Genomic DNA, 19,934 nt, shown 5'->3' with positions numbered 1-19,934 from the left:
ACTTGCGCAGCGTCACCGGATGGGCACAAAGTGAGATCGGTCGCCGCCGATTTATCGAGGGTGGGGTGGGCTGGTGTCAACCAACAAGCCGGGAATCTTCGCCGTACGGGATGTGCGCTCGCTGATCACCGAGACCGCCGAGGAGGGCCACGGTCTCAAGAAGGCCGTCGGCGTGACCCAGCTGACCGCGATGGGTGTCGGCGCCATCATCGGCACCGGCATCTTCGTGGTGATCGGCAAGGGCGCGGGCATAGCCGGTCCGGCCGTCGTCCTCTCGTTCGTCCTGGCCGCGGTGGCCTGCGCGTTCTCGGCGCTGTCCTACGCGGAGCTGGCCTCGTCCATCCCGGTCTCCGGCAGCGCGTACACGTACTCGTACGCGACGCTCGGCGAGCTCGTCGCCTGGATCATCGGGTGGGACCTGATCCTCGAGTACGGCGTGTCGGTCGCCGGCATCGCGGTCGGCTGGGGCGGCAACCTCAACGCGTTCCTCGACGCCGCGTTCGGCTACTCCCTGCCCGACGCGATCTCGAAGTCGCCCTCCGAGGGCGGCGTGTTCAACCTGCCCGCCTTGTTCGTGGTCCTCGCCATCACGTTCCTGCTGGTCCGCGGCGTCACCGAGAGCGTGCGGGTCAACCTGGTCATGGTCGTCATCAAGCTGACCGTGCTGATCTTCTTCATCGTGGTGGCGTTCGCGAACTTCGGCACCGGCAACTTCACCCCGTTCGCCCCGGCCGGCGTGGACGGGGTGACCTCGGCCGCGGCGATCATCTTCTTCGCCTACATCGGCTTCGACGCGGTCTCCACCGGCAGCGAGGAGGCCCGCAAGCCGGAACGCGACCTGCCCTGGGCGATCATCGGCTCGCTGGTGATCTGCACGATCTTCTACGTGCTCACCGCCATCGGCGCGATCGGCATCGCCACTCCCGACCAGATGAAGGGCAGCGACGCGCCGCTGGCCACCGCCCTCGACGAGGGCGCCGGCATCAGCTGGGCGGCCGGGATCCTCGCGCTGGGCGCGGTCGTCGCCATCACCAGCGTCGTGCTGGTCATCTTCTACGGCCAGACCCGCATCTTCTTCGCCATGTGCCGCGACGGCCTGATGCCGCAGCGGCTCGCCACCGTCAACCAGCGCTACGGCACGCCCGCGATGCTGACCATCGGCCTGGGCGTGCTGATCTCCATCCTCGCCGCGCTGGTCCCGCTGGGCACCATCGTGGAGCTGGTCAACATCGGCACGCTGTTCGCGTTCGTCCTGGTCAACATCGGCGTCATCGTCCTGCGCCGCACCCGCCCCGAGATGCCGCGGCCCTACCGCGTGCCGTGGTCGCCGGTGCTGCCGGTGATCGGGGTGGCCTTCGCGATCTACCTGATGTCCGACCTGCCGTGGGAGACGTGGGTGCGGTTCGTGGTGTGGCTGGCGGTCGGGATCCTGATCTACGCGCTCTACGGCTACCGGAACTCACGGTTGCGATCCGAGCCGGCGAGCACGCCGGGCTGGGCACGCGACCCGTCATCGGACGCGGACCCCGGCTCGGATCCCGCGCCTGGCTCGGGCCCATCCTCCGGCTCGGGTGATCAGTCGTGACCGGGCCGGTGATCGCCGGCGCGCCCGGCGCCGGGGCGCTGGCGCTGGGCCGATGGGCCGCCGACACGCTCGGCGTCCCCCTGATCGTCGCGGTGGTCCACCCCGCGCCGGCCGCCCTCGGCTCCGGCCGCGTCGACGCCGAATGGGTCGCCGACCGCCACCGCGCCGCCGAGCAGATCCTCGACGCCGCCCGCTCCGTCCTCGGCGACACCGACGCCTCCTATCGGACGATCGCCTCGTCGTCGGCCGCCCACGGCCTGCACGACCTGGCCGAGGAGGTCGGCGCCGCGCTGATCGTGGTGGGCTCCGGCAAGGACGCGCCCCGCGAGCGCCTGTATCCCGGCAGCACCGCCGAGCGCCTCCTCTCGGGGAGCGTCTGCCCGGTGGCGGTGGCGCCGGCCGAGCTGTCCCCCGAGCCCGGCCCGAAGGGCGTCATCGGCGTGGCGTACGTGGACACGCCGGACGGACGCGCCGCCCTGGCCGAGGCCGCCCGGTTCGCCGCCCGGACAGGCGCCCGGCTGCGCCTGTACACGGTGGTCGCCTCCGGCGACGCGTCGATGCCGTTCCTCATCGGGCAGGACGCCGAGCGGGCGTTCCTGGAGACCGCCCGCGAGACCTACGAACGGTCGCTGGACGCCGCCGTGGCCTCGGTACCCGCCTGCGACGCCGATTGGCGCATCCTCCCCGGCGACGTGGTCGACACCCTCGCCGACCTGGACGAGGTCGACGTGCTGTTCTGCGGTTCCCGCGGCTACGGCCCGGCCCGCCGGGTGCTGCTCGGCGGCGTGTCGGCCCGGCTGATCCGCCGCTCCCGCCGCCCGGTGGTGGTGGTCCCGCGCAGCGGCTGACCGAGCAGGAGATGTCAGCAGTGCCGGCCGATCAGATCGCGAAGCTCGGCGAGGCGGGGTGAGCTCGATGCTCCCGGCGCCGCCGTCCGCGTCGGCGGCGGGGTCGTCGGCCCGAGTCCGGGTCGCTTCGGCGAGAGCATCGGTGGCCTGCCGACGCCCGGTGGGTTCATCGGCGTTAGATTACCGCTCATCTATCCGGAGGAGGCGGCGGGCAGCTCCGGGTGGCTGGGTCCTTCCTCGATCGCGCTGACCTCCGGCGCCGTGATGGCCGGGGCAATCTCGGCTTCCGCTTGTGCGGTGACCGCCGAGGCGAGCAGCGAGGCCGGCGTGTCGTCGGCATGGAGGCCGAGATTGTCCCGGCACTCGGTCACCGCGTCCCAGGCGACGTACGGGTTCAGCATGAAGCTCTGCCGGGCCCGGGCCAGATGGCTCAGCGTGACCCCGTTCTCGTCGTCGATGACGCGTTCGAGCCGCCGCAGGTCCGCGTCCTCGGTGACGACGAAAAGCTCCAGCAGAGTGCGGCAGTAGTAGTGGTAGCCGACCAGCTCCATGGCCAGCCGCCGCAGCAGGCGCCGGTCGCTCAGATCGGTCGGCGCGTCGCCGGCCGACGCCTGGAGCTGGGCGCCGAGCTTCTCGATCGAGCAGAGCCAGTCGTCGTCGAGCAGGCAGGGACTGGTGCGGGGGCCGTCCAGCGGGCAGGCGTCGATCCGGCCGAGCGCCCGCAGCACGGCCGAGGACTCCGGTTCGAGCAGCACACCCCGGATGGCGGACGTGACGGCCGCCGTCTTGCCGCGCAGGTCACGGTGTACGAGAACGCCGGCGACCCGCTCGAGATCGCCGCCGTTGTGCAGGATGTGCCGGGTGGTGCGGATCAGGTCGCGGGCCAGGCCGCCGGAGGCGCAGTACGCGAGCGCGATGAACGGCGGCGGCACGAACAGGGTGCGGCTGCGGATCAGGTCGAGCGAGTCGGCGAAGCTCAGGTACGGGATCGGCACGACCTCGTCGAAGGCGCTGTCGAAAATGTCCCGGAACGGCAGTCCCCGCCGTTCGAAGCTGGCGATCGCGTCCTCCGAGACCGACACGAAGAAGAACGTGTTCGGCGCGGTGAACAGCGGCTTCAGCTCGCTGAGCAGGTCACGTGCCTTCTCCGCCGACTCGATCTTGTCCAGTTCGTCGATGGCGACGAACGCGGGGCCGCGGGCCTTGAGCAGGGCGACGGTCTCCTTGACGATCTGCGGAACGCCGAGCGGCAGCTCGGTGTCGGAGACGCTGCCGCTCGTCCCGGCGTCGACCCCGACGGGCAGCCAGTTGCCGCCGCCCAGCTTGACCGTGCCGGACCAGCCGCTGGTCTCGCTGCGGACGTAGCCCAGCCGGCGCAGTCCCCGCCGGGCGTCGCGGACCAGGTCGTCGTTCTCCACCGGCGGCGCCTTGGTGCGGTCCAGGTAGGCGCGAACCGCCAGGCCGACCCGCAGGGCCACGGCGCCCGCCGCGGTGAGCGCGACGCCGGCGACGAGCCGTGCGTCCGGGTCGCTGACCGAGGGCGGGATCAGCAAAAGGGCCGTTCCGGCCGCGACCGCGACGATCTGCGCGGCCGCGACGGCCATCAGCGGCACGGCGCCGCGGGCGCCGCTCTCCAGGACAACGGCCACTCCGCTGCTGCTGCCGGTGAAGGAGTAGCTGGGCGGCGGCCGGTGCCGGAGCAGCGCCGTCGCCAGCCCGGCGATCAGCAGGGCGGCCCCGGCGGCCCGCCGCGTGGTGAGCAGGTCGGGCACGAACCACATCGTGGACAGGACGAGCAGGACGCCGGCGGCCGCTATCGCGAGCAGCAGGCCGGAGAGCCTCGGCTGGCTCCAGCCGATCACGCTGCGGGCCAGCAGCCGCTCCTCCAGGGACCCGGCCGAGGTCGGCAGCTTCCTCTTCTCGATCAGCCGCAGGGCCAGCGGCACCACGCCGACGGTGAGCAGGGCGCCACCGAAGGCGGCCACCTGGGCCGGCGTCCGCGCGCCGGCGGCGTACACCGCCATCAGGTAGACGCCGGTCAGCGTCGCCACGGCCGGGAGCATGAAAAAGATCAGCGCGGTCGCGGCGCCGCCGGCGACCCGGTTCGGCACCGGCCGCCCGCCTTTTTCGCGACGCTTTCCGTCGCTGTCGTAGTCGAAGATGTATTGGCAGATCTCGGTGTACAGATGGACCAGGAACTCGCGCGGCACGTAACTGGCCGGCGCCGGGACGAGGATTTTGATCGCCGCCTGCGGCCACACCTTGTACATGCCGCGCAGAATCGTCGACTTCCCCGACCCGCGCGGACCGGCGAGCCCGATGCTGCCGCGACTCCCCCGGAGCAACCGGCCCAGCTCGTCGACCGTGGCGGTGGCGACCGGGTCGGCCTCCTCGTCGAGCAGTCCGGGCGCGTCACCCGGTTCGAGCTCCTGCCGGTAGAGGGCGTCCCGCTCGCGCTCCTGCTTCTTGACGTTGAGGGCGAGCCGGATGCTCTCCAGCAGCTTGCGCCGCACCGCCGCGCGGAGCTGTTCGTCGGCGGCCTTCTGCTGCACCGCCAGCTCCGACCAGTTGGGGTTCTGGTTGAGGAACTCCTCGATCGTCTTCTGGACCGACTGCAGGTAGTCGGCCTCCGGGGCAGTTCGGCGCGGCGGCTTCCGTTTCGGCTTGACGCCTGACTCGTCCGGTTCCGACTGCTCCGGCGGGGTGGACTCGGCCTGCGGCACGACGGGCGCCGCGACCGCGGTGAGCTGCTCCCGCAGCCGCTCCCGGAAAGCCGTGATCTCGGATTTGACCCGTTGGTACTCCACCATTTCGGTGGCGCACTCGACGAGGAGTTCCGCGTTCGGTTTCTCGTAAACCATGGTCCCCAGTTCGACGCCCGCCTGCTTGGCCGCGGCGAGCAGATCGGGGTCCGCGACGAGCTCGGTACGGACCGTCGTGATCATGGTCATGATCTCGGGGACCGTGAACCACGGCCGCACCGCGTCCAAGGTCCGCTGGCCGAGGATCGCTTTCGATGCCTCCAGGAACAACCCGGCGATGCCCATGGCACACCTCATTCGACGGCGTCGAACCCAACCTCACGCCGTCGGCACGACCAGCCAAGCGACTTGTCCTCGATCGAACCCAAGCTCCACCCGAAGGGGCTACGGCGCCCGGTGGCGGCCCGCCTTCGAGGTCGGCTCGTCGGCCCAGTCGGTCACCACGATCGGGGCCAGATCGCGCATCGGCACGTAGACGCGCGCGTCCACCGCCTCGCCCAGCAGCAGGGCCGCGACCAGGGCGGTCGGCCGCTCGGACGGCTCCTTCGACAGGCAACGCGAGCACAGATCGACCACCTCCGCCGGGAGGCTGTCGATGTCGGGCAGGGGCTCGGGGTCCCGCTTGCACGTCGCCTCGACCAGCTCGGTCGGCGACGCCGCCGTCCACGGCAGGCGGCCCGACAGGCACTGGTAGAGCAGCGTGCCCAGGGCGAACATGTCGGTCGCCGGCGTCGCGGGGCATCCGGCGAAGCGCTCCGGCGCGACGAAGGCCGGCGTGCCCATCACCGGGCCGTCCGGGTCGGGGTCGGCCGAGCCGACCGCCGCGGCGATGCCGAAGTCGAGGACCTTCGCGCCGGACGGGGTGAGCATGATGTTGCCGGGCTTGATGTCGCGGTGGACGACGTGCTCGGCGTGTGCGGCGGACAGGCCGGCCGCCACCTCGGCACAGATGCGGACCGAGATGCGCCAGTCGAGCGGGCCGGCGGACAGATGGGCGCCGAGGGTGCGGCCCTCGACCAGCTCCATCACTATGTACGGCTGGTCGGCGGACGTTCCGAAGTCGTGCACACCGGCGACGTTGGGGTGGGCCAGCCTCGCCGCGGAGCGTGCTTCCGCCCGTACGATATCGATGGGAATCTCCTGGCCCGGAGCCATCACCTTGACCGCCACCGGGCGGTCCAGAACCTCGTCGTGGCCGTGCCACACCTCGGACATGCCGCCCCGGCCGATGCGACGGACCAGGTGGTATCGGTTGCCCAGGGTCCGCGTCGCCATGAGCGGGCCGGTACCCGCCGGTCAAGCGGCACAAACGCTGTACACCAATACTGTATGGCGATACAGTCCGCGGGGTGACCAGATACGGCCCCATGTTCGGCCCGGACTACACCTTCCTCGGCGTGCCCGCCTGCGACTGGCAGGAGCCCGCGACCTTTGCCGATGCGGATGTGGTGATCATCGGGGCGCCCTTCGACGGCGGCACCTCGCACCGTCCCGGGGCTCGGTTCGGGCCGCAAGTGATCCGCGGCACGGACTACCTGCCGCACGACGGATCGCGGCCGCACATGGCCATGCGCGTGGATGCGCTGACCGGCGACCTCACCGTGAAGGACGCCGGTGACCTGGAGGTCTACTCCGGCGAGATCCAGAGGTCCTGCCAGACCATCGAGGACGCCGTCGCCTTCATCTCGGAGAACGGGGCCATCCCGGTCATCCTCGGCGGCGACCACACGGTGACCTGGCCCGACGTCACCGGCGTCTCCCGTCACCACGGCGCAGGCCGGATCAGCGTGATCCACTTCGACGCCCACGCCGACACCGGCGACATCGAGTTCGGCAGCCTCTACGGCCACGGCCAGCCCATGCGCCGCCTGATCGAGTCCGGCGCGGTCCGCGGCGACCGTTTCCTGCAGCTCGGCCTGCGCGGCTACTGGCCCGGCCCCGACGTCCTCGACTGGATGGCCGACCAGGGCATGAACTCGTTCCACATGAGCGAGATCGTCGAACACGGCCTCGACACGATCCTCGAGCGCGCCTTCGAGATCGCCCTGGACGGCTGCGACGGCGTCTTCCTGAGCGTCGACATCGACGTCTGCGACCCCGGCCACGCCCCCGGGACCGGCACTCCCGAGCCCGGCGGCCTCTCCGCCCGCCAGCTGCTCGACGCCGTCTCCCGCATCTGCCACGAGCTGCCGGTCGTCGGCATGGACATCGTCGAGGTGTCCCCGCCGTTCGACCACGCCGAGATCACCGCCATGCTCGGCAACCGCGTCGTCCTGGAGGCCCTCTCCGGCATGGCCCGCCACCGCAAGGACGGCGACGGGCCGCGATGGAGCCGCTCGACCCCGCTGCTCAAGGACCGAGGCACCCGGCCGGCCTAGTGCTCAGGTCGCCTTGCGCACCGCCCATCAGCCCGCCCCGCGCGCTACCCATCACGTCGGCGGGCGCAATCCCACCAGTCGTCCCAGGGCGTCGCTCAGCAGGTCACCGGCCATCGCCCCGGTGACCTGCGGATCGCCCAGCGCCACCGGCAACGCCAGCCCGTCGATCAGCGCGAGGGCCTGCCGCGCCACGTCGAGCGGCGCCGCGCCGATCCCGAACCGCCCCTGCGCGACCCCCGCCGTGATGATCCCCGCGATCAGCTCATGCCACCGCGTGTAGTCGCCGAGCACCTCGGCCCGCAGATCCGCATCCCGCAGCGCCCACCGCCACGACTCCACCCAGAGCCGCCACCCCGTGTCGCTGCCCACCGCCCCCGTCAGATGCGACGCGATCACGACCAGCCGCTCCCACGGATCAGCCACGCTCGCCAGCCGCTTGCCCACCGCGTCGAAGTCGCTCTGCGCCGCGAACCGGAACACCGCGATGAGCATGTCCTCGCGACTGCCGAAGTAGTACTGCAACGTCGAAACGCCCACCCCGGTGGCCGCCGTGACATCGGTGAACCGGGTCCCGTCGGCGCCGCGTTCCGCGACGACCGAGCAGGCGGCGGCAAGCACGTCGGCCCGCTTACGCGCCGCCCGCCGCCCGCCGTTACGGGTCACGTCACTCACGGCGCATGTCTATCACGACAATCATTTCGTACGGGCTCAGCAAAGGCACCCGGCGCCGCGGACCGGCCAGGCGACCCATCAGGCCACACCCGGCCGCCGGCCCAGCGACCCAGCGACCCGCATTCTCTGCGGCCCGGCGGCCAGACGGCCAAACGGCCAAACGGTCCGGGGCCGGTCGGCCCAACGGCCGGGCGGCCAAGCGGCCGGGCGGCCCAGCGCCCAGCGGCCGGGCGGCCTAGCGGCCGGGCGGGCTGGGCGGGCGCGCGACCAGCGGGCGGGCGGCACACAGAGGCGTGGCATGTTGATGGGTCATGTTGACGTGTTGACGGCGTCAATGTTGACGAGTCAATGCATCAACATACGCAGTCAACATGTCAACACGGCGCGGCGCCGCGGCGCTTGACGGCTCGGGAATCCTTGGGGATATGACACCGTGGACGGACCGCCTTGCCGAACTGATCGCGATACCGTCCACGGCCGATCGGCCCGGCGAGCTTGCGCGGGCGCTCGAGCTGGTGATCGGCGAGGCCGGGACCGGGTTTGTCGTGCGGCGGTTCGAGACGAACGGGAAGCCCAGCGCGCTCCTCCACCCGGCCGGGGCCGGCGACGAGCTGCGGGTCATCTTCAACGCGCACCTGGACGTGGTGCCGGCGCCGGACGAGCAGTTCGTGCCGCGGCGTGATGGGGATCGGCTCTACGGGCGCGGGGCGCACGACATGAAGGCCGCCGCTCTGGTGATGACGACGGTGTTCCGCGCGGTCGCGGGGCAACTCCCGTACGGGATGGGGCTGCAGCTTGTGACCGACGAGGAAGTCGGGGGCATGGACGGGACGGGGCACCAGCTCGCGGAGGGCGTGCGCGGTGGCTTCGTCGTGATCGGGGAGCAGAGCGGGCTCAAGGTGGTCAACGAGTCGAAGGGGATCTGCCACGCGCGGCTGGAGGCGACCGGGCTGGCGGCGCACGCGGCCTATCCGTGGCTCGGGGAGAACGCGGTGCTGGCGCTGATGGCGGGAGTCGAGCGGCTGCTCGATCGGTATCCGGTGCCGGGCTCGGAGGCCTGGGCCACCACCGTCAACGTGGCGCGGATCGTGACGCCGAACCGGGCCTACAACCAGGTGCCGGCGGTGGCGGAAGCGTGGCTGGACATCCGCTATCCGCCGACGGACCCGGACTTCGAGGGGCGCACGCGGGAGGAAGTGGCGGCGCATCTGAGCAAGGTCTCCGGCCTGGGGGCCACCGTGGACGCGCTCGGGCCGCCGCACTTTGCCGACCCGGCGGGGGCGGGCGTGGTCGGGCTGCGGGCGGCGGCGCGGTCCGTCGGCTACCCGGGCGAGCTGCTGCGCAAGCACGGGGCGGCCGACGGGCGGTACTACCACGCGCTCGGGATCGACGCGGTGATCTTCGGGCCGGGCGGGGACGGGCAGCACGGGCCGGCGGAGTATGTCGACCTGACGACCCTGATGCCCTATCACGACGCGCTCGTGAACTTTCTCCGCGCGTATCGGCCCTAGTCGCGGGGGGTGCGAAGAAAATGGCGGAGTCCCGTCCTTGTGAGACGAGCCCCGCCACCGACAGTGCGGCCGTTTACCGCGCACACCTTGCGTCAATCGGACACGCTAAGCCACCCGCATCGGGGCGATTCGCACACCCCCACCGATAGTGATGGCGCTCTCACCAGGCCGGACACGCTGCTACCAAGCGGTAACAAACGGTCAGGCGAGCTCGGTGCGCAGATCGTGGGCGCCGTCGGCCCGGGTGGCCTCGTAGTAGATGCGCTCGCCGCCGCCGGGCAGGGTGACCAGGCTCAGGTAGCGCAGGCCGTACGGCGGGTGCGGGCTGCCGACCGGGCCGTCGATCGCGGTGAGCTCGCCGAACGAGCCGTCCGCGAGGCGCTTGCCGCGGGCGATGCCGGTGCGCTCTTCCCAGTTCTCGCCGGCGGTTGCCCGGCCGTCGTAGGCGACGGTGATCTCGTCGCCGTCGACGCGGACCGAGGAGACGCGTACGCCGCGGGCGTCCCACTCCCCCGGGCGCGGGGCGAGGGCGGTTCCGCGCCAGGTCCAGTGCACGCCGTCGGGGCTGGTCGCGTACTCGGTGGTCATCCGGTCGGCGTCGTCCCAGCTCTCCAGCGGGTGCACGGACGCCCACAGGTGCCAGCCGAACTCGTCGTGGTGCAGCACCGGGTCCTTCACGCCGACAGTGTCGTCGCCGGGAAGCACCGTACGCGGGGTGGCCTCCGCCAGCTCCTCGACGGAAGAGGCCTCGAGCAGGTCGACCCGCCAGTGCTTGGTGCCGGGCGTGGCGGCGCTGACGTACAGGCGCCACTTCCCGTCACCCGTACGCGTCAACGCCGGTCGCTCGAGCGACTCGGCGCCGAACCGGTCCTTGCCCACCTCGGCCACCGTCTCGAAGGTGAGCCCGTCGCGGGAGCGGGCCACGACGTTGGCGATGCCGCGGCCCTCGCCGATCGGCAGCCGCAATCGGTACGCGAGGTAGACCCACCCGTCCGCGACGATCGTGCTGGGGGCGCCGGCCCAGGCGCCCGGCTCGTCGCCGGGCGGCTCGACCACGACGACGGGCTCCTCCCAGCGGGGTAGCGGCAACGCGGAAACTCCGGTGGTCAACTCAGCTCCTCAGCGAATCAGACAATTGGGCACATAGTACGCTAGCGAACCGCGTGGCGATCCACTGCCAGCCAATCGTCATAGCGCTCCCCGGTGACCTCTTGCAAGAGGGCGATGTCGTCGGCGAACAACGGAAGCAGCTCGGCGCGCTCGGCCGGCGTGGTCACCGGCCGCGTGCCGCGCTTGCGGTGCAGCACGGTCAGGAGTGGCCCACGCACGGCGAGCCGGAGCGGCACCGGATATCTATGACCAAACCTTCCTCCCGTACGAAGAAGCCGGCGCAGAACGCCGTTGAAAGCGTTGTCCTCGACGACGTGGCGGTTGACGTTCTCCTTGGGGATCTCGGCGAGCGCGCCGGTCCGCACGCCGAGGAACGCGCAGACCCGGTCGAGGGTGGCGGCCGGGGCGTCCTTGAGCTCGCGGTAGCGCAGGAGGAGCACCTGCTCGCGCGGGAAGTGCCGGTAGAGGTGCTCGATCTGCTTCCCGTACAGCCCGAGGCCGGTGTAGTGCCAGAACTGGGCCCAGCCGGCCGCGACCCGGTCAGGCTCGGCGCGGCAGGCGGCCAGGAAGTCGGCCTCGGGCTCGAGCCCGGCGTTCCACAGGTGCGTCCAGTTGGAGTGCGCGCGGTCGACCGGGTCGCGCAGCAGCAGGATCAGCCGGGCCTGGGGGACGAGCGCCTTGATCCGGGCGTGCGAGCCGAGGTCGTGCAGATAGAACGGGGTCGCCTCGCCGAGCAGCGCGCCGTCGGGGGCGGCGCCGAACAGGGCCTCGTAGTCGTCGCGCCGCCAGACGTGCTCCTGGTAGGTCTGCACGTCGCCGGGGCCGCCGTGGCGCGGCGGCGGCCCGTCGGAGAGGAAGAACTTGGGCTCCTTGACCGGCGACAGGTACAGCTCCGGGTGCGGCGCGAGGGCGGCGTGCAGTGCCGTGGTGCCCGCCTTGGGCACGCCCGCGATGAGGAAGTCAGGAAGTGGCATGGGGCCCCTCTCATCGAAGTGAGAGTTAGCCTACAGGCTTTGTAGGCTTTCGCGACCCTGCGCGCGACCCTGCGCGCGACCCTCAGCGGCTCGGCACCAGGCGGCGCCACCAGCTGGCACGGCGGAAGCGGGGGCACTCGTCGGGCCCGCACAGCGCGCACTCGGTGCCGCGGCGGTGATGCTCGTGCGCTTGATGCGGATGGCCACAGACACAGAGGGCGTTTTCGGATTTCATCGCTTCACCAACGGTGACGGAGCCCGAAAGCTACGGGCCTCGGCGGACAAGCACCTCACAGTAACCCCCACCCCCGGTGACGTTGGCCACTCACTGTTCCCCGCCACCCTACACAAGATAACTCTCGGTAACTAACGGTGCCGATGTGACTGGAGCGAATGCGCAGCGTAATGCGGACCGGTTGACGCTCCGTAATGTCGTGCTTAACGTGGTCAGCGAGCGAACGACTTGCGGATCCTCCCCCGACTCCGCCGGTAGAAGTCGATTCGCGAGCCCGGGAAGGGGCCGACGATGAGGCTTTCGAACACCCACGGTTACGGCATGCAGTCACCGACCGTAAGCGTGGTCATCCCGGCGCTCAACGAGGAGCGCAACCTCCCGCACGTCTTCGCCGCCCTGCCCGCCGGCCTGCACGAGGTGGTGCTGGTCGACGGTGGCTCGGTCGACCGCACGGTCGCCGTCGCCCGCGAGCTGCGCCCCGACGTGGTCGTCGTGCACCAGACCCGCAAGGGCAAGGGCAACGCGCTGGCCTGCGGCTTCGCGGCCAGCACCGGGGACATCATCGTGATGATCGACGCGGACGGCTCGACCGACCCGGCCGAGATCCCGCTCTTCGTCCAGCAGCTGGTCGACGGCGCCGACTTCGTGAAGGGCTCGCGCTTCTCGCACGGTGGCCGCAGCGATGACATCACCCCGCTGCGCAAGCTCGGCAACGACGGGCTCAACCTGGTGGTGAACGTGCTGTTCGGCACCCGCTTCACCGACCTCTGCTACGGCTACAACGCCTTCTGGCGCAGCGTCGTCCCCACCCTCGGCCTGCCCGACACCCACCTGCCGCAGCCGGCCGACGGCAGCAAGCTGTGGGGCGACGGCTTCGAGATCGAGACGATGATCAACATCCGGGCCGCCGCCGACGGCCTGAAGGTCGGCGAGGTCGGCAGCGTCGAGCACGCCCGCATCCACGGCGAGAGCAACCTCAACACCTTCCGCGACGGCTTCCGGGTCCTGCGCACGATCCTCAGCGAGTACGGCCGGGCCCGCTCCCGCCGCGACCGCCGCGCCCCCATCGACCACCAGCGGGTCACCACCGAGTCCCGCGGCCGGATGATCAACCGCCCGGCGGTCGGCGCCATGTCGCTCGACCTCAACACCAACACCCGCCGCCGCACGGTTGCCGACCGCACGCCGCTGCACGTCTTCGAGGACTGATCAGTGCAGAACACCGAAGTCACGGTCGTCATCCCGGCCGGCCCGCCGAGCCGCTGGCCGCAGCTGGTGCGGGCCGTCGCCTCCGCCCGCTCGCAGACCCACCGGCCCGCCGAGGTGGTCGTGGTGGTCGACCACGACACCGCGTACTTCCGGCGGGTGCGCCGCGACTTGGCCGGCGCCACCGTCATCGAGAACGGTTACGCGCCCGGCCTCGCGGGCAGCCGCGACACCGGCGCGTTCCACGTCCGGACCGAGCTGATCGCGTTCCTCGGCGACGACGTGGTCGCCGACCCCCAGTGGCTGGCCCGGCTCACCCACGCGTTCACCGACCCGGCGGTGGTCGGGGCCGGCGGCGGCCTGCACCCGGACTGGCGCGACGGGCGGCCGCGCTGGCTCGCCGACGAGCTGATGTGGACGGTCGCCCCGGGCGCCGAGTCGGCCGGGACGGGTGTGATGGTCGCCCCGGGCAGCGGCACGGCCGGCATGGTCGTGCAGCGCATGGTGTTCCGCGAGGTCGGCGGCTTCGGGCGGCGCGAGGCATCGCTGCCGATGCGCATGCGATCGCTGAGCGGGGGCCGCTGGCGGCACGTGCCGGACGCGGTGCTCCGCCACGACGTGCCGGGCAACGCGGCGTCGTTCCGGGCGTTCCTGCGGCGCTGCTTCCGCGGCGGCCGCGCGGCGGTCCGGCCGATGCCGGCGACCGTTGCCCGCAACGTCGGTGCCGCCGTGCGCGGCCGCAGCGTCGACCACGCCCTGCGAGCCGGCGGCGCGATAGCCGCGATGGCGGCGGCGGGCGCCGGCGCGATGGTGCGCCGATGAACGCCGCGATGGCGGGCGCGGGCCGGCGCGGAGACGCGCCGACGTCCGAGGACGCGATGGTGCGGCGTGAAGGCTGATCGCATGGTGGCCGCTCCCGTGATCGCGCCGAACGGTGGAGAGCTTCCGGCCGTCGTGCTCGACCTCGATCTGGCCGATCCGCTTCCTTCCGTGGCCGGCGTGCACACCGACGGGCGGCGGGTGCTGCGGGCCTGGGTTCTGGTCCGACTGTTCGAAGAGCCGCTCGGCACGATGCTGATCGACCTGCCGGCCAAAGGGCTGCGCCCGGCCGGGCTGGGCTCCGCTATCCAGGCCGAGCTGGGCGACCGGCTCGGCGGGCTGCCCGTGCCGCTCGACGGCTACACGCCCGCGACCGAGCCGGCCTTCCTGGCGCGCCGCCGCGCCGTGCTCGAGACCGCGCCGCACATCACCGTCGTGGTCTGCACGCGGGAACGGCCCGGCGCGCTGGCCCGCTGCCTCGACAGCCTGCTCGCCCAGCGGTATCCGGCCTTCCGGGTGCTGGTCGTCGACAGCGCGCCGATCACCGGCGCCACCGCCGAGGTGACCCGGGCCGCCGCGCGGCGCGGGCCGGTCGAGTATCTGGTGGAGAACCGGAACGGCATGGCGTTCGCCCGCAACGCCGCCGTGCTCGCCGCGCCGGGGCAGATCCTGGCCTGGATCGACGACAACGACGTCGCCGATCCGCACTGGCTCGCCGAGATCGCACGGGCGCTCGACGAGCACCCGGACGCCGCCGTGATCGCGGGGGCGGTCGCGCCGGCCGAGCTGGAATGCCCGGCGCAGCTGTGGTTCGAGCAGCTGACCGCGTCTCCTGGCGACGTGAGCTTTCCCTACGACGGCTACGCGGGGCTGACGTTCCGGCCGGGGGTGATCGAGCGGGCCGGCATGTTCGACACGGCGCTACCGGCGGCCGACGACCTGCTGATCGTCAACCGGGTGCTGGCCGGGGGCGGCGGGGTCGTCCGTCAGGCGAGCGCGGTGACCTGGCGCTATCACCCGAGCGACCGCGACGGCGTGCGACGGCGGGTGGTGGCTCGCCGGCGGGGGCTCGCGGCCGCGTACACGAAAATGGCCTTGGAAAAACCGACTCTGGCCTGGAAGCTGGTGCGGGCCGCGCGCTGGGGGATGCTCAGCGGGCCGCGCACCTACCTGCGCGGCAAGCGGGCGGCCCGGGCGCAGGAGGGCTGGCATGATCGGGCTGGGCTGCGCCGCCTTCTCCCTTGACCTGGCCGACCAGCCGGGGCGGGCGCGGGAGACCATCCGCGCCGCCCTGGACTCCGGCGTCCGCCTGCTCGATACCGCGCTGGTCTACACGCCCGCCGGCGAGAAGAACCACAACGAGCGGCTGCTGCGCGAGTTCGTGAGCCCGTCGGTGACGATCAGCACCAAGGGCGGGCACTACCGCGACGGCGACAGCTTCCCGATCGACGGCCGGCCGGCCACCCTGCGCGCGCACTGCGAGGCGAGCCTGCGCGCCCTCGGCGTCGACCGGATCGACCTGTATCACCTGCACTGGCCCGACCCGCGGGTGCCGATCGAGGAGAGCGTCGGCGCCCTGGCGGCGCTGCGCGCGGACGGCAAGATCGACCGGATCGGTGTCTCCAACGTCGACCTCGATCGGCTGCGGCGGGCTCGGAGCGTTGCGCCGATCGCCGCCGTGCAGAACCGTCTCTCGGTCTTCGAGCAGACGTCGCTGCCGCTCGCCCGGCACTGCGCGGAGACGGGTACGGCCTTCCTCGCGTACTCCCCTCTTCGCGGCAGCGACGCGCCGGCGCAATTGGAGGCGATCGCGGCCGCCCACGGCGCGACCCCGCAGCAGATCGCGCTCGCCTGGCTGCTTGCCCTCGGCGTCATCCCGCTGGTCGGCGCCACCCGGCCCGCGTCCGTGCGCAGCGCCGTCGACACCGCCTCGATCTCCCTCACGAAGGACGAGATCGGCGCGCTGACCCGATAACCTCGGACGGGTGTTCTCGCCCCAAGGCCCGTCGCTGCGCGAGCTGACCGTCCAGGCCCTGTCGTCGGTCGAGCGCGGCTACGACCTCCTGGCCCCGAAATTCGACCACACTCCTTTCCGTACGCCGTCGGTAATCCTCGACGCGACCGCCGCCGCGCTGCCCGGCCCGTTCGACCGGGGGCTCGACGTGTGTTGCGGCACCGGCGCGGGTCTGGCGGTGCTCGAGGCGGTCTGTTCCTCGCAGAGCGGCGTCGATTTCAGCGCCGGCATGCTCGCCGAGGCCCGCGAGGCCCACCCGGAGGCGACGCTGGTGCGCGCCGACGTCCGGGCGCTGCCGTTCGCCGCGGAGTTCGACCTGGCGGTCACTTTCGGGGCGCTCGGGCATTTCCTGCCGTCCGAGCGGCCGGCGGTCTTCGAGGGGGTCTACCGGGCGCTGCGGCCCGGCGGCCTGTTCGCCTTCCCGATCGGCACGCCGCCGCCGGTCACGTCGTTCGCCCACTGGGCCACGCTCGGTTTCGACGCGGTCATGCGCGTCCGCAACGCGGTGTGGCGGCCGCCGTTCGTCATGTACTACCGCACCACCCCGCTGCCCGCACTCAGCGTCGACCTGATGGCGGCCGGTTTCAGCGTGAGCACCACCGCCCTCGACCTGCCCGGCCGGTGGCAGCTCGTCCAGGCCCGGAAAGACCCGTTCATTCGCGCGGGATGATGACGCATCGCATCGACGGGCTCACATTGGGAGACCGTCCTAGGAGGTGCGTGTGCTCAGCGGACGCTCCACCGGCCGCCGCCACGTGGCCGCCCTCGCGGCCCTGACGCTGTCGGCCTCGATGCTCGGCGCGTGCGGCGAGGACAGCGGGCCGCCCACGCTCACCTGGTACATCAACCCGGACAACGGCGGTCAGGGCCGCCTGGCGGAGCAGTGCTCCGGCGCCTCGAACGGCGCCTACCGGGTCGACGTGCAAGTGCTCCCCAACGACGCCTCCCAGCAGCGCGAGCAGCTGGTCCGGCGGCTGGCGGCCAAGGACAGCTCGATCGACGTGATGAGCCTGGACCCGCCGTTCGTGGCCGAGTTCGCGAACGCGGGCTTCCTGCGCCCGTTCGACAAGGCCGACGAGGCGGCGCTCACCGACGGGGTGCTCAAAGGTCCGCTGGAGACAACGTCCTGGAAGGACCAGCTGGTCGCGGCGCCGTTCTGGGCCAACACGCAGCTGCTCTGGTACCGCAAGTCCGTCGCGCAGGCGGCGAACGTCGATCCCGCCTCGGACTCCTTCACCTGGGACGACATGATCAAGGCCGCGGAGGGCCAGCAGAAGGTCATCGGCGTGCAGGCCAACCGGTACGAGGGCTACATGGTCTGGATCAACGCGCTGGTGGTGTCGGGCGGCGGCGAGATCGTCACGAACGTCGAGGCCGGCAAGAACGCCAAGCCCGCGATCAACTCGCCGGCCGGTGACGAGGCCGCCCGGATCATCGGCGATCTCGCCCGGTCGCCGGCGGCGCCGCCCGCGATGTCCAACGCCGGCGAGGAGGAGGCCCGGTCCGCGTTCCAGGGACCGACCGGCGGCTTCATGGTCAACTGGCCGTACGTGTACAGCGCCGCCAAGGACGACGTGAAGGGCGGCGGCATCCAGCAGTCCGTGGTCGACGACATCGGCTGGGCGCGGTACCCGCGAGTCAAGGCGGACACCCCGAGCCGGCCTCCGCTGGGCGGCATCAACCTCGCGATCGGCAACTACACCAAGCACCCGCAGCAGGCGCTCGACCTGGTGAAGTGCGTGACGTCGCTGCCCAACAACATCGCCTACATGCTCGACGCCGGCAACCCGGCCGCCAAGGGCGCCGCGTACGACGACCCGAAGGTGCGCGAGGCGTTCCCGATGGCCGACGTGATCCGGCAGTCGATCAACGACGCCGGGCCGCGCCCGGTCACGCCGTACTACAACGACGTCTCCACCTCGGTGCAGATCACCTGGCATCCGCCCCAGGACGTCCAGGCGCCGCAGACGCCACAGGAGACGGCGTCCTTCATGTCCGACGTCCTGCAGGGCAGGCGACTCCTGTGAGAGGAGCACCCCGATGACTCTGACCCGGGAGCGGGTCGCCGCGCCCGCGCCGCAACCCGCCGAGGTCTCCGACCGCGCGCGGCACGAGCGGCGGCTCGGCCTGAGCCTGTCCGCGCCGGCGTTCCTGGTCATGGTGTTCGTGACCGCCTACCCGCTGATCTACGCGGTCGTGCTGTCGCTGTACAACTACCGCCTGACCGACCCGGCCGGCCGCTCGTTCGTCGGATTCCGGAACTACGTGACCGTCCTGACCGACCCGGTCTGGTGGACCGACTTCTCCACCACGCTGATCATCACGGTGGCCAGCGTGGCGGTGGAGCTGGTGCTCGGCTTCGCGTTCGCCTTCGTGATGTACCGGATCATCCGCGGGCGCTCCTGGGTGCGCACCGGCATCCTGATCCCGTACGGCATCGTCACGGTCGTCTCGGCGTACATCTGGCGCTACGCGTTCCAGCTGGACTCCGGCTTCGTCAACCAGTGGCTCGGCCTGGGCGACTTCAACTTCTTCGGCGAGCGCTGGTCGTCGCTGTTCGTGATCACCCTCTCGGAGATCTGGAAGACCACGCCGTTCATCTCGCTGCTGCTGCTCGCGGGCCTGGTCCAGGTGCCGGAGGAGATGCAGGAGGCGGCCAAGGTCGACGGCGCCACGGCGTGGCAGCGGCTCAAGCGGGTGACACTGCCGAACATGAAGGCCGCCATCATGGTGGCGCTGCTGTTCCGCACGCTCGACGCGTGGCGGATCTTCGACAACCCGTTCATCATGACGGCCGGCGCGAACAAGACCGAGACGCTCTCGTTCCTCGCCTACCGGCAGAACGTGACCCTGGTGAACCTGGGCGCGGGCTCGGCGGTCTCGGTGCTGCTGTTCCTCACCGTCGTGGTGATCGCGTTCATCTTCGTGAAGGGCTTCCGGACCGACCTGTCGCAGGTGCGAGGTGATCGGTGATGGCCGCCGATCGCAAGGTCAGCAACTGGTGGACGGTCTGGGGCGTGCTCATCCTCGTGTGGGCGCTGTTCCCGCTGCTCTGGATGGTCTCGCTCTCGTTCAAGGACCCGAACACGTTCCGCAGCGCCGCGCCGACGTTCTTCCCCAAGGAATGGGTCTGGGACAACTACAAGACCGTCTTCACCGACTCGCTGTTCACCAGCGCGCTGCGCAACTCCATCGGCATCGCGCTGATCGCCACGGCGCTCGCGGTCGTCGTCGCCATGTTCGCCGCGTACGCGATCGCGCGGCTGGACTTCCCCGGCAAGAAGCTGCTGTTGTCGATGGCCCTGGCGATCGCCATGTTCCCGCAGGCGGCGCTGGTCGGCCCGCTGTTCAACATGTGGCGCAACCTCGGCATCTACGACACCTGGCTCGGGCTGATCATCCCGTACCTGACGTTCGCGCTGCCCCTGTCGATCTGGACCATGTCGGCGTTCTTCCGGCAGATCCCGTGGGAGATGGAGCAGGCCGCGCAGGTCGACGGCGCCACCGCCTGGCAGTCGTTCCGCAAGGTGATCGTCCCGCTCGCCGCGCCGGGCGTGTTCACCACCGCGATCCTGACGTTCTTCTTCTGCTGGAACGAGTTCCTGCTGGCGATCTCGCTGACCTCGACCGACCGGGCCCGGACCGTGCCGGCCGCGCTGTCGTTCTTCACCGGCGCCTCGCAGTTCCAGTCGCCGATCACGTACATCATGGCCGCCTCCGTGGTGGTGACCATTCCCGTGGTGATCCTGGTGCTGGTCTTCCAGCGCCGGATCATGGCCGGCCTCACCGCCGGTGCGGTCAAGGGCTAGGAGACTTTCGG

The 19,934-nt window shown here is 71.3% G+C and carries 17 protein-coding genes; 12 read left to right on the top strand and 5 right to left on the bottom strand.

Going from position 1 to position 19,934, the window contains the following annotated elements; genetic code table 11:
* Nucleotides 1-73 precede the first annotated feature (73 nt).
* Complete coding sequence (locus ACQPZX_RS20175; protein WP_433383007.1) at nt 74-1,585, top strand: amino acid permease; 1,512 nt, start codon at nt 74-76, stop codon at nt 1,583-1,585.
* A complete protein-coding gene (locus ACQPZX_RS20170; RefSeq protein ID WP_433383005.1) occupies nt 1,582-2,433 on the top strand; it encodes a universal stress protein in 852 nt (283 codons plus the stop codon). Before ACQPZX_RS20175 ends, ACQPZX_RS20170 begins: the two co-directional genes overlap by 4 nt.
* 191 nt (nt 2,434-2,624) lie before the next feature.
* Here ACQPZX_RS20170 and ACQPZX_RS20165 read toward each other — a convergent pair whose 3' ends face one another.
* Both ACQPZX_RS20165 and ACQPZX_RS20160 read right to left on the bottom strand, forming a co-directional pair.
* Nucleotides 2,625-5,480 carry a hypothetical protein gene (locus ACQPZX_RS20165; protein WP_433383003.1) on the bottom strand — a complete coding sequence of 952 codons (2,856 nt, stop codon included), beginning with the start codon at nt 5,478-5,480 and terminating at the stop codon, nt 2,625-2,627.
* Nucleotides 5,481-5,579: 99 nt separating this feature from the next.
* Nucleotides 5,580-6,470: a serine/threonine-protein kinase gene (locus ACQPZX_RS20160; RefSeq protein ID WP_433383001.1), complete on the bottom strand. Its 891-nt coding sequence runs from the start codon at nt 6,468-6,470 to the stop codon at nt 5,580-5,582.
* Between the two features lie 74 nt (nt 6,471-6,544).
* Between ACQPZX_RS20160 and speB the strand changes: the two genes are divergently transcribed.
* On the top strand, nt 6,545-7,573 hold the full coding sequence (gene speB / locus ACQPZX_RS20155; RefSeq protein ID WP_433382999.1) for an agmatinase: 1,029 nt from the start codon (nt 6,545-6,547) through the stop codon (nt 7,571-7,573).
* Between the two features lie 51 nt (nt 7,574-7,624).
* Here the strand turns inward: speB and ACQPZX_RS20150 are convergent, their stop codons facing one another.
* Nucleotides 7,625-8,245, bottom strand: a complete 621-nt coding sequence (locus ACQPZX_RS20150) for a TetR/AcrR family transcriptional regulator (RefSeq protein WP_433382997.1) — start codon at nt 8,243-8,245, stop codon at nt 7,625-7,627.
* Nucleotides 8,246-8,670: 425 nt separating this feature from the next.
* Here ACQPZX_RS20150 and ACQPZX_RS20145 point away from each other — a divergent pair, with 425 nt between their 5' ends.
* A complete protein-coding gene (locus ACQPZX_RS20145; RefSeq protein ID WP_433382995.1) occupies nt 8,671-9,756 on the top strand; it encodes a M20 family metallopeptidase in 1,086 nt (361 codons plus the stop codon).
* A gap of 201 nt (nt 9,757-9,957) precedes the next feature.
* Here ACQPZX_RS20145 and ACQPZX_RS20140 read toward each other — a convergent pair whose 3' ends face one another.
* Together ACQPZX_RS20140 and ACQPZX_RS20135 are read right to left on the bottom strand one after the other, a co-directional pair.
* On the bottom strand, nt 9,958-10,866 hold the full coding sequence (locus tag ACQPZX_RS20140; protein ID WP_433382993.1) for a hypothetical protein: 909 nt from the start codon (nt 10,864-10,866) through the stop codon (nt 9,958-9,960).
* 41 nt (nt 10,867-10,907) lie between these two features.
* Nucleotides 10,908-11,840 (bottom strand): sulfotransferase family protein, encoded by a 933-nt coding sequence (locus tag ACQPZX_RS20135; protein WP_433382992.1) that lies wholly within the window; start codon nt 11,838-11,840, stop codon nt 10,908-10,910.
* A gap of 526 nt (nt 11,841-12,366) precedes the next feature.
* On the opposite strand from ACQPZX_RS20135, the gene ACQPZX_RS20130 reads away from it, so the two are divergent.
* From ACQPZX_RS20130 to ACQPZX_RS20095, 8 genes are all read left to right on the top strand, one after another.
* Nucleotides 12,367-13,284 carry a glycosyltransferase family 2 protein gene (locus tag ACQPZX_RS20130; RefSeq protein WP_433382990.1) on the top strand — a complete coding sequence of 306 codons (918 nt, stop codon included), beginning with the start codon at nt 12,367-12,369 and terminating at the stop codon, nt 13,282-13,284.
* Between the two features lie 3 nt (nt 13,285-13,287).
* A complete protein-coding gene (locus ACQPZX_RS20125; protein WP_433382988.1) occupies nt 13,288-14,103 on the top strand; it encodes a glycosyltransferase family 2 protein in 816 nt (271 codons plus the stop codon).
* A 66-nt stretch (nt 14,104-14,169) separates the two neighbouring features.
* Complete coding sequence (locus ACQPZX_RS20120; RefSeq protein WP_433382986.1) at nt 14,170-15,345, top strand: glycosyltransferase family A protein; 1,176 nt, start codon at nt 14,170-14,172, stop codon at nt 15,343-15,345.
* Nucleotides 15,311-16,075, top strand: coding sequence for an aldo/keto reductase (locus tag ACQPZX_RS20115; protein WP_433382984.1), 765 nt, complete (start codon nt 15,311-15,313; stop codon nt 16,073-16,075). The genes ACQPZX_RS20120 and ACQPZX_RS20115 overlap by 35 nt, the downstream gene beginning before the upstream one ends.
* 10 nt (nt 16,076-16,085) lie before the next feature.
* On the top strand, nt 16,086-16,784 hold the full coding sequence (locus ACQPZX_RS20110; protein WP_433382982.1) for a class I SAM-dependent DNA methyltransferase: 699 nt from the start codon (nt 16,086-16,088) through the stop codon (nt 16,782-16,784).
* Nucleotides 16,785-16,836: 52 nt separating this feature from the next.
* Nucleotides 16,837-18,141, top strand: coding sequence for an extracellular solute-binding protein (locus ACQPZX_RS20105; protein ID WP_433382980.1), 1,305 nt, complete (start codon nt 16,837-16,839; stop codon nt 18,139-18,141).
* Nucleotides 18,142-18,154: 13 nt separating this feature from the next.
* Nucleotides 18,155-19,087 carry a carbohydrate ABC transporter permease gene (locus tag ACQPZX_RS20100; protein WP_433382978.1) on the top strand — a complete coding sequence of 311 codons (933 nt, stop codon included), beginning with the start codon at nt 18,155-18,157 and terminating at the stop codon, nt 19,085-19,087.
* Nucleotides 19,087-19,923, top strand: a complete 837-nt coding sequence (locus tag ACQPZX_RS20095; protein WP_433382976.1) for a carbohydrate ABC transporter permease — start codon at nt 19,087-19,089, stop codon at nt 19,921-19,923. Before ACQPZX_RS20100 ends, ACQPZX_RS20095 begins: the two co-directional genes overlap by 1 nt.
* Nucleotides 19,924-19,934 lie beyond the last annotated feature (11 nt).

Origin of the sequence: Actinoplanes sp. CA-142083 (assembly GCF_050942195.1) — a bacterium.
Classification (GTDB): Bacteria; Actinomycetota; Actinomycetes; order Mycobacteriales; family Micromonosporaceae; genus Actinoplanes.
The sequence above is the reverse complement of the archived record's forward strand: the minus strand, read 5'-3'. Positions and strand labels throughout refer to the sequence as shown.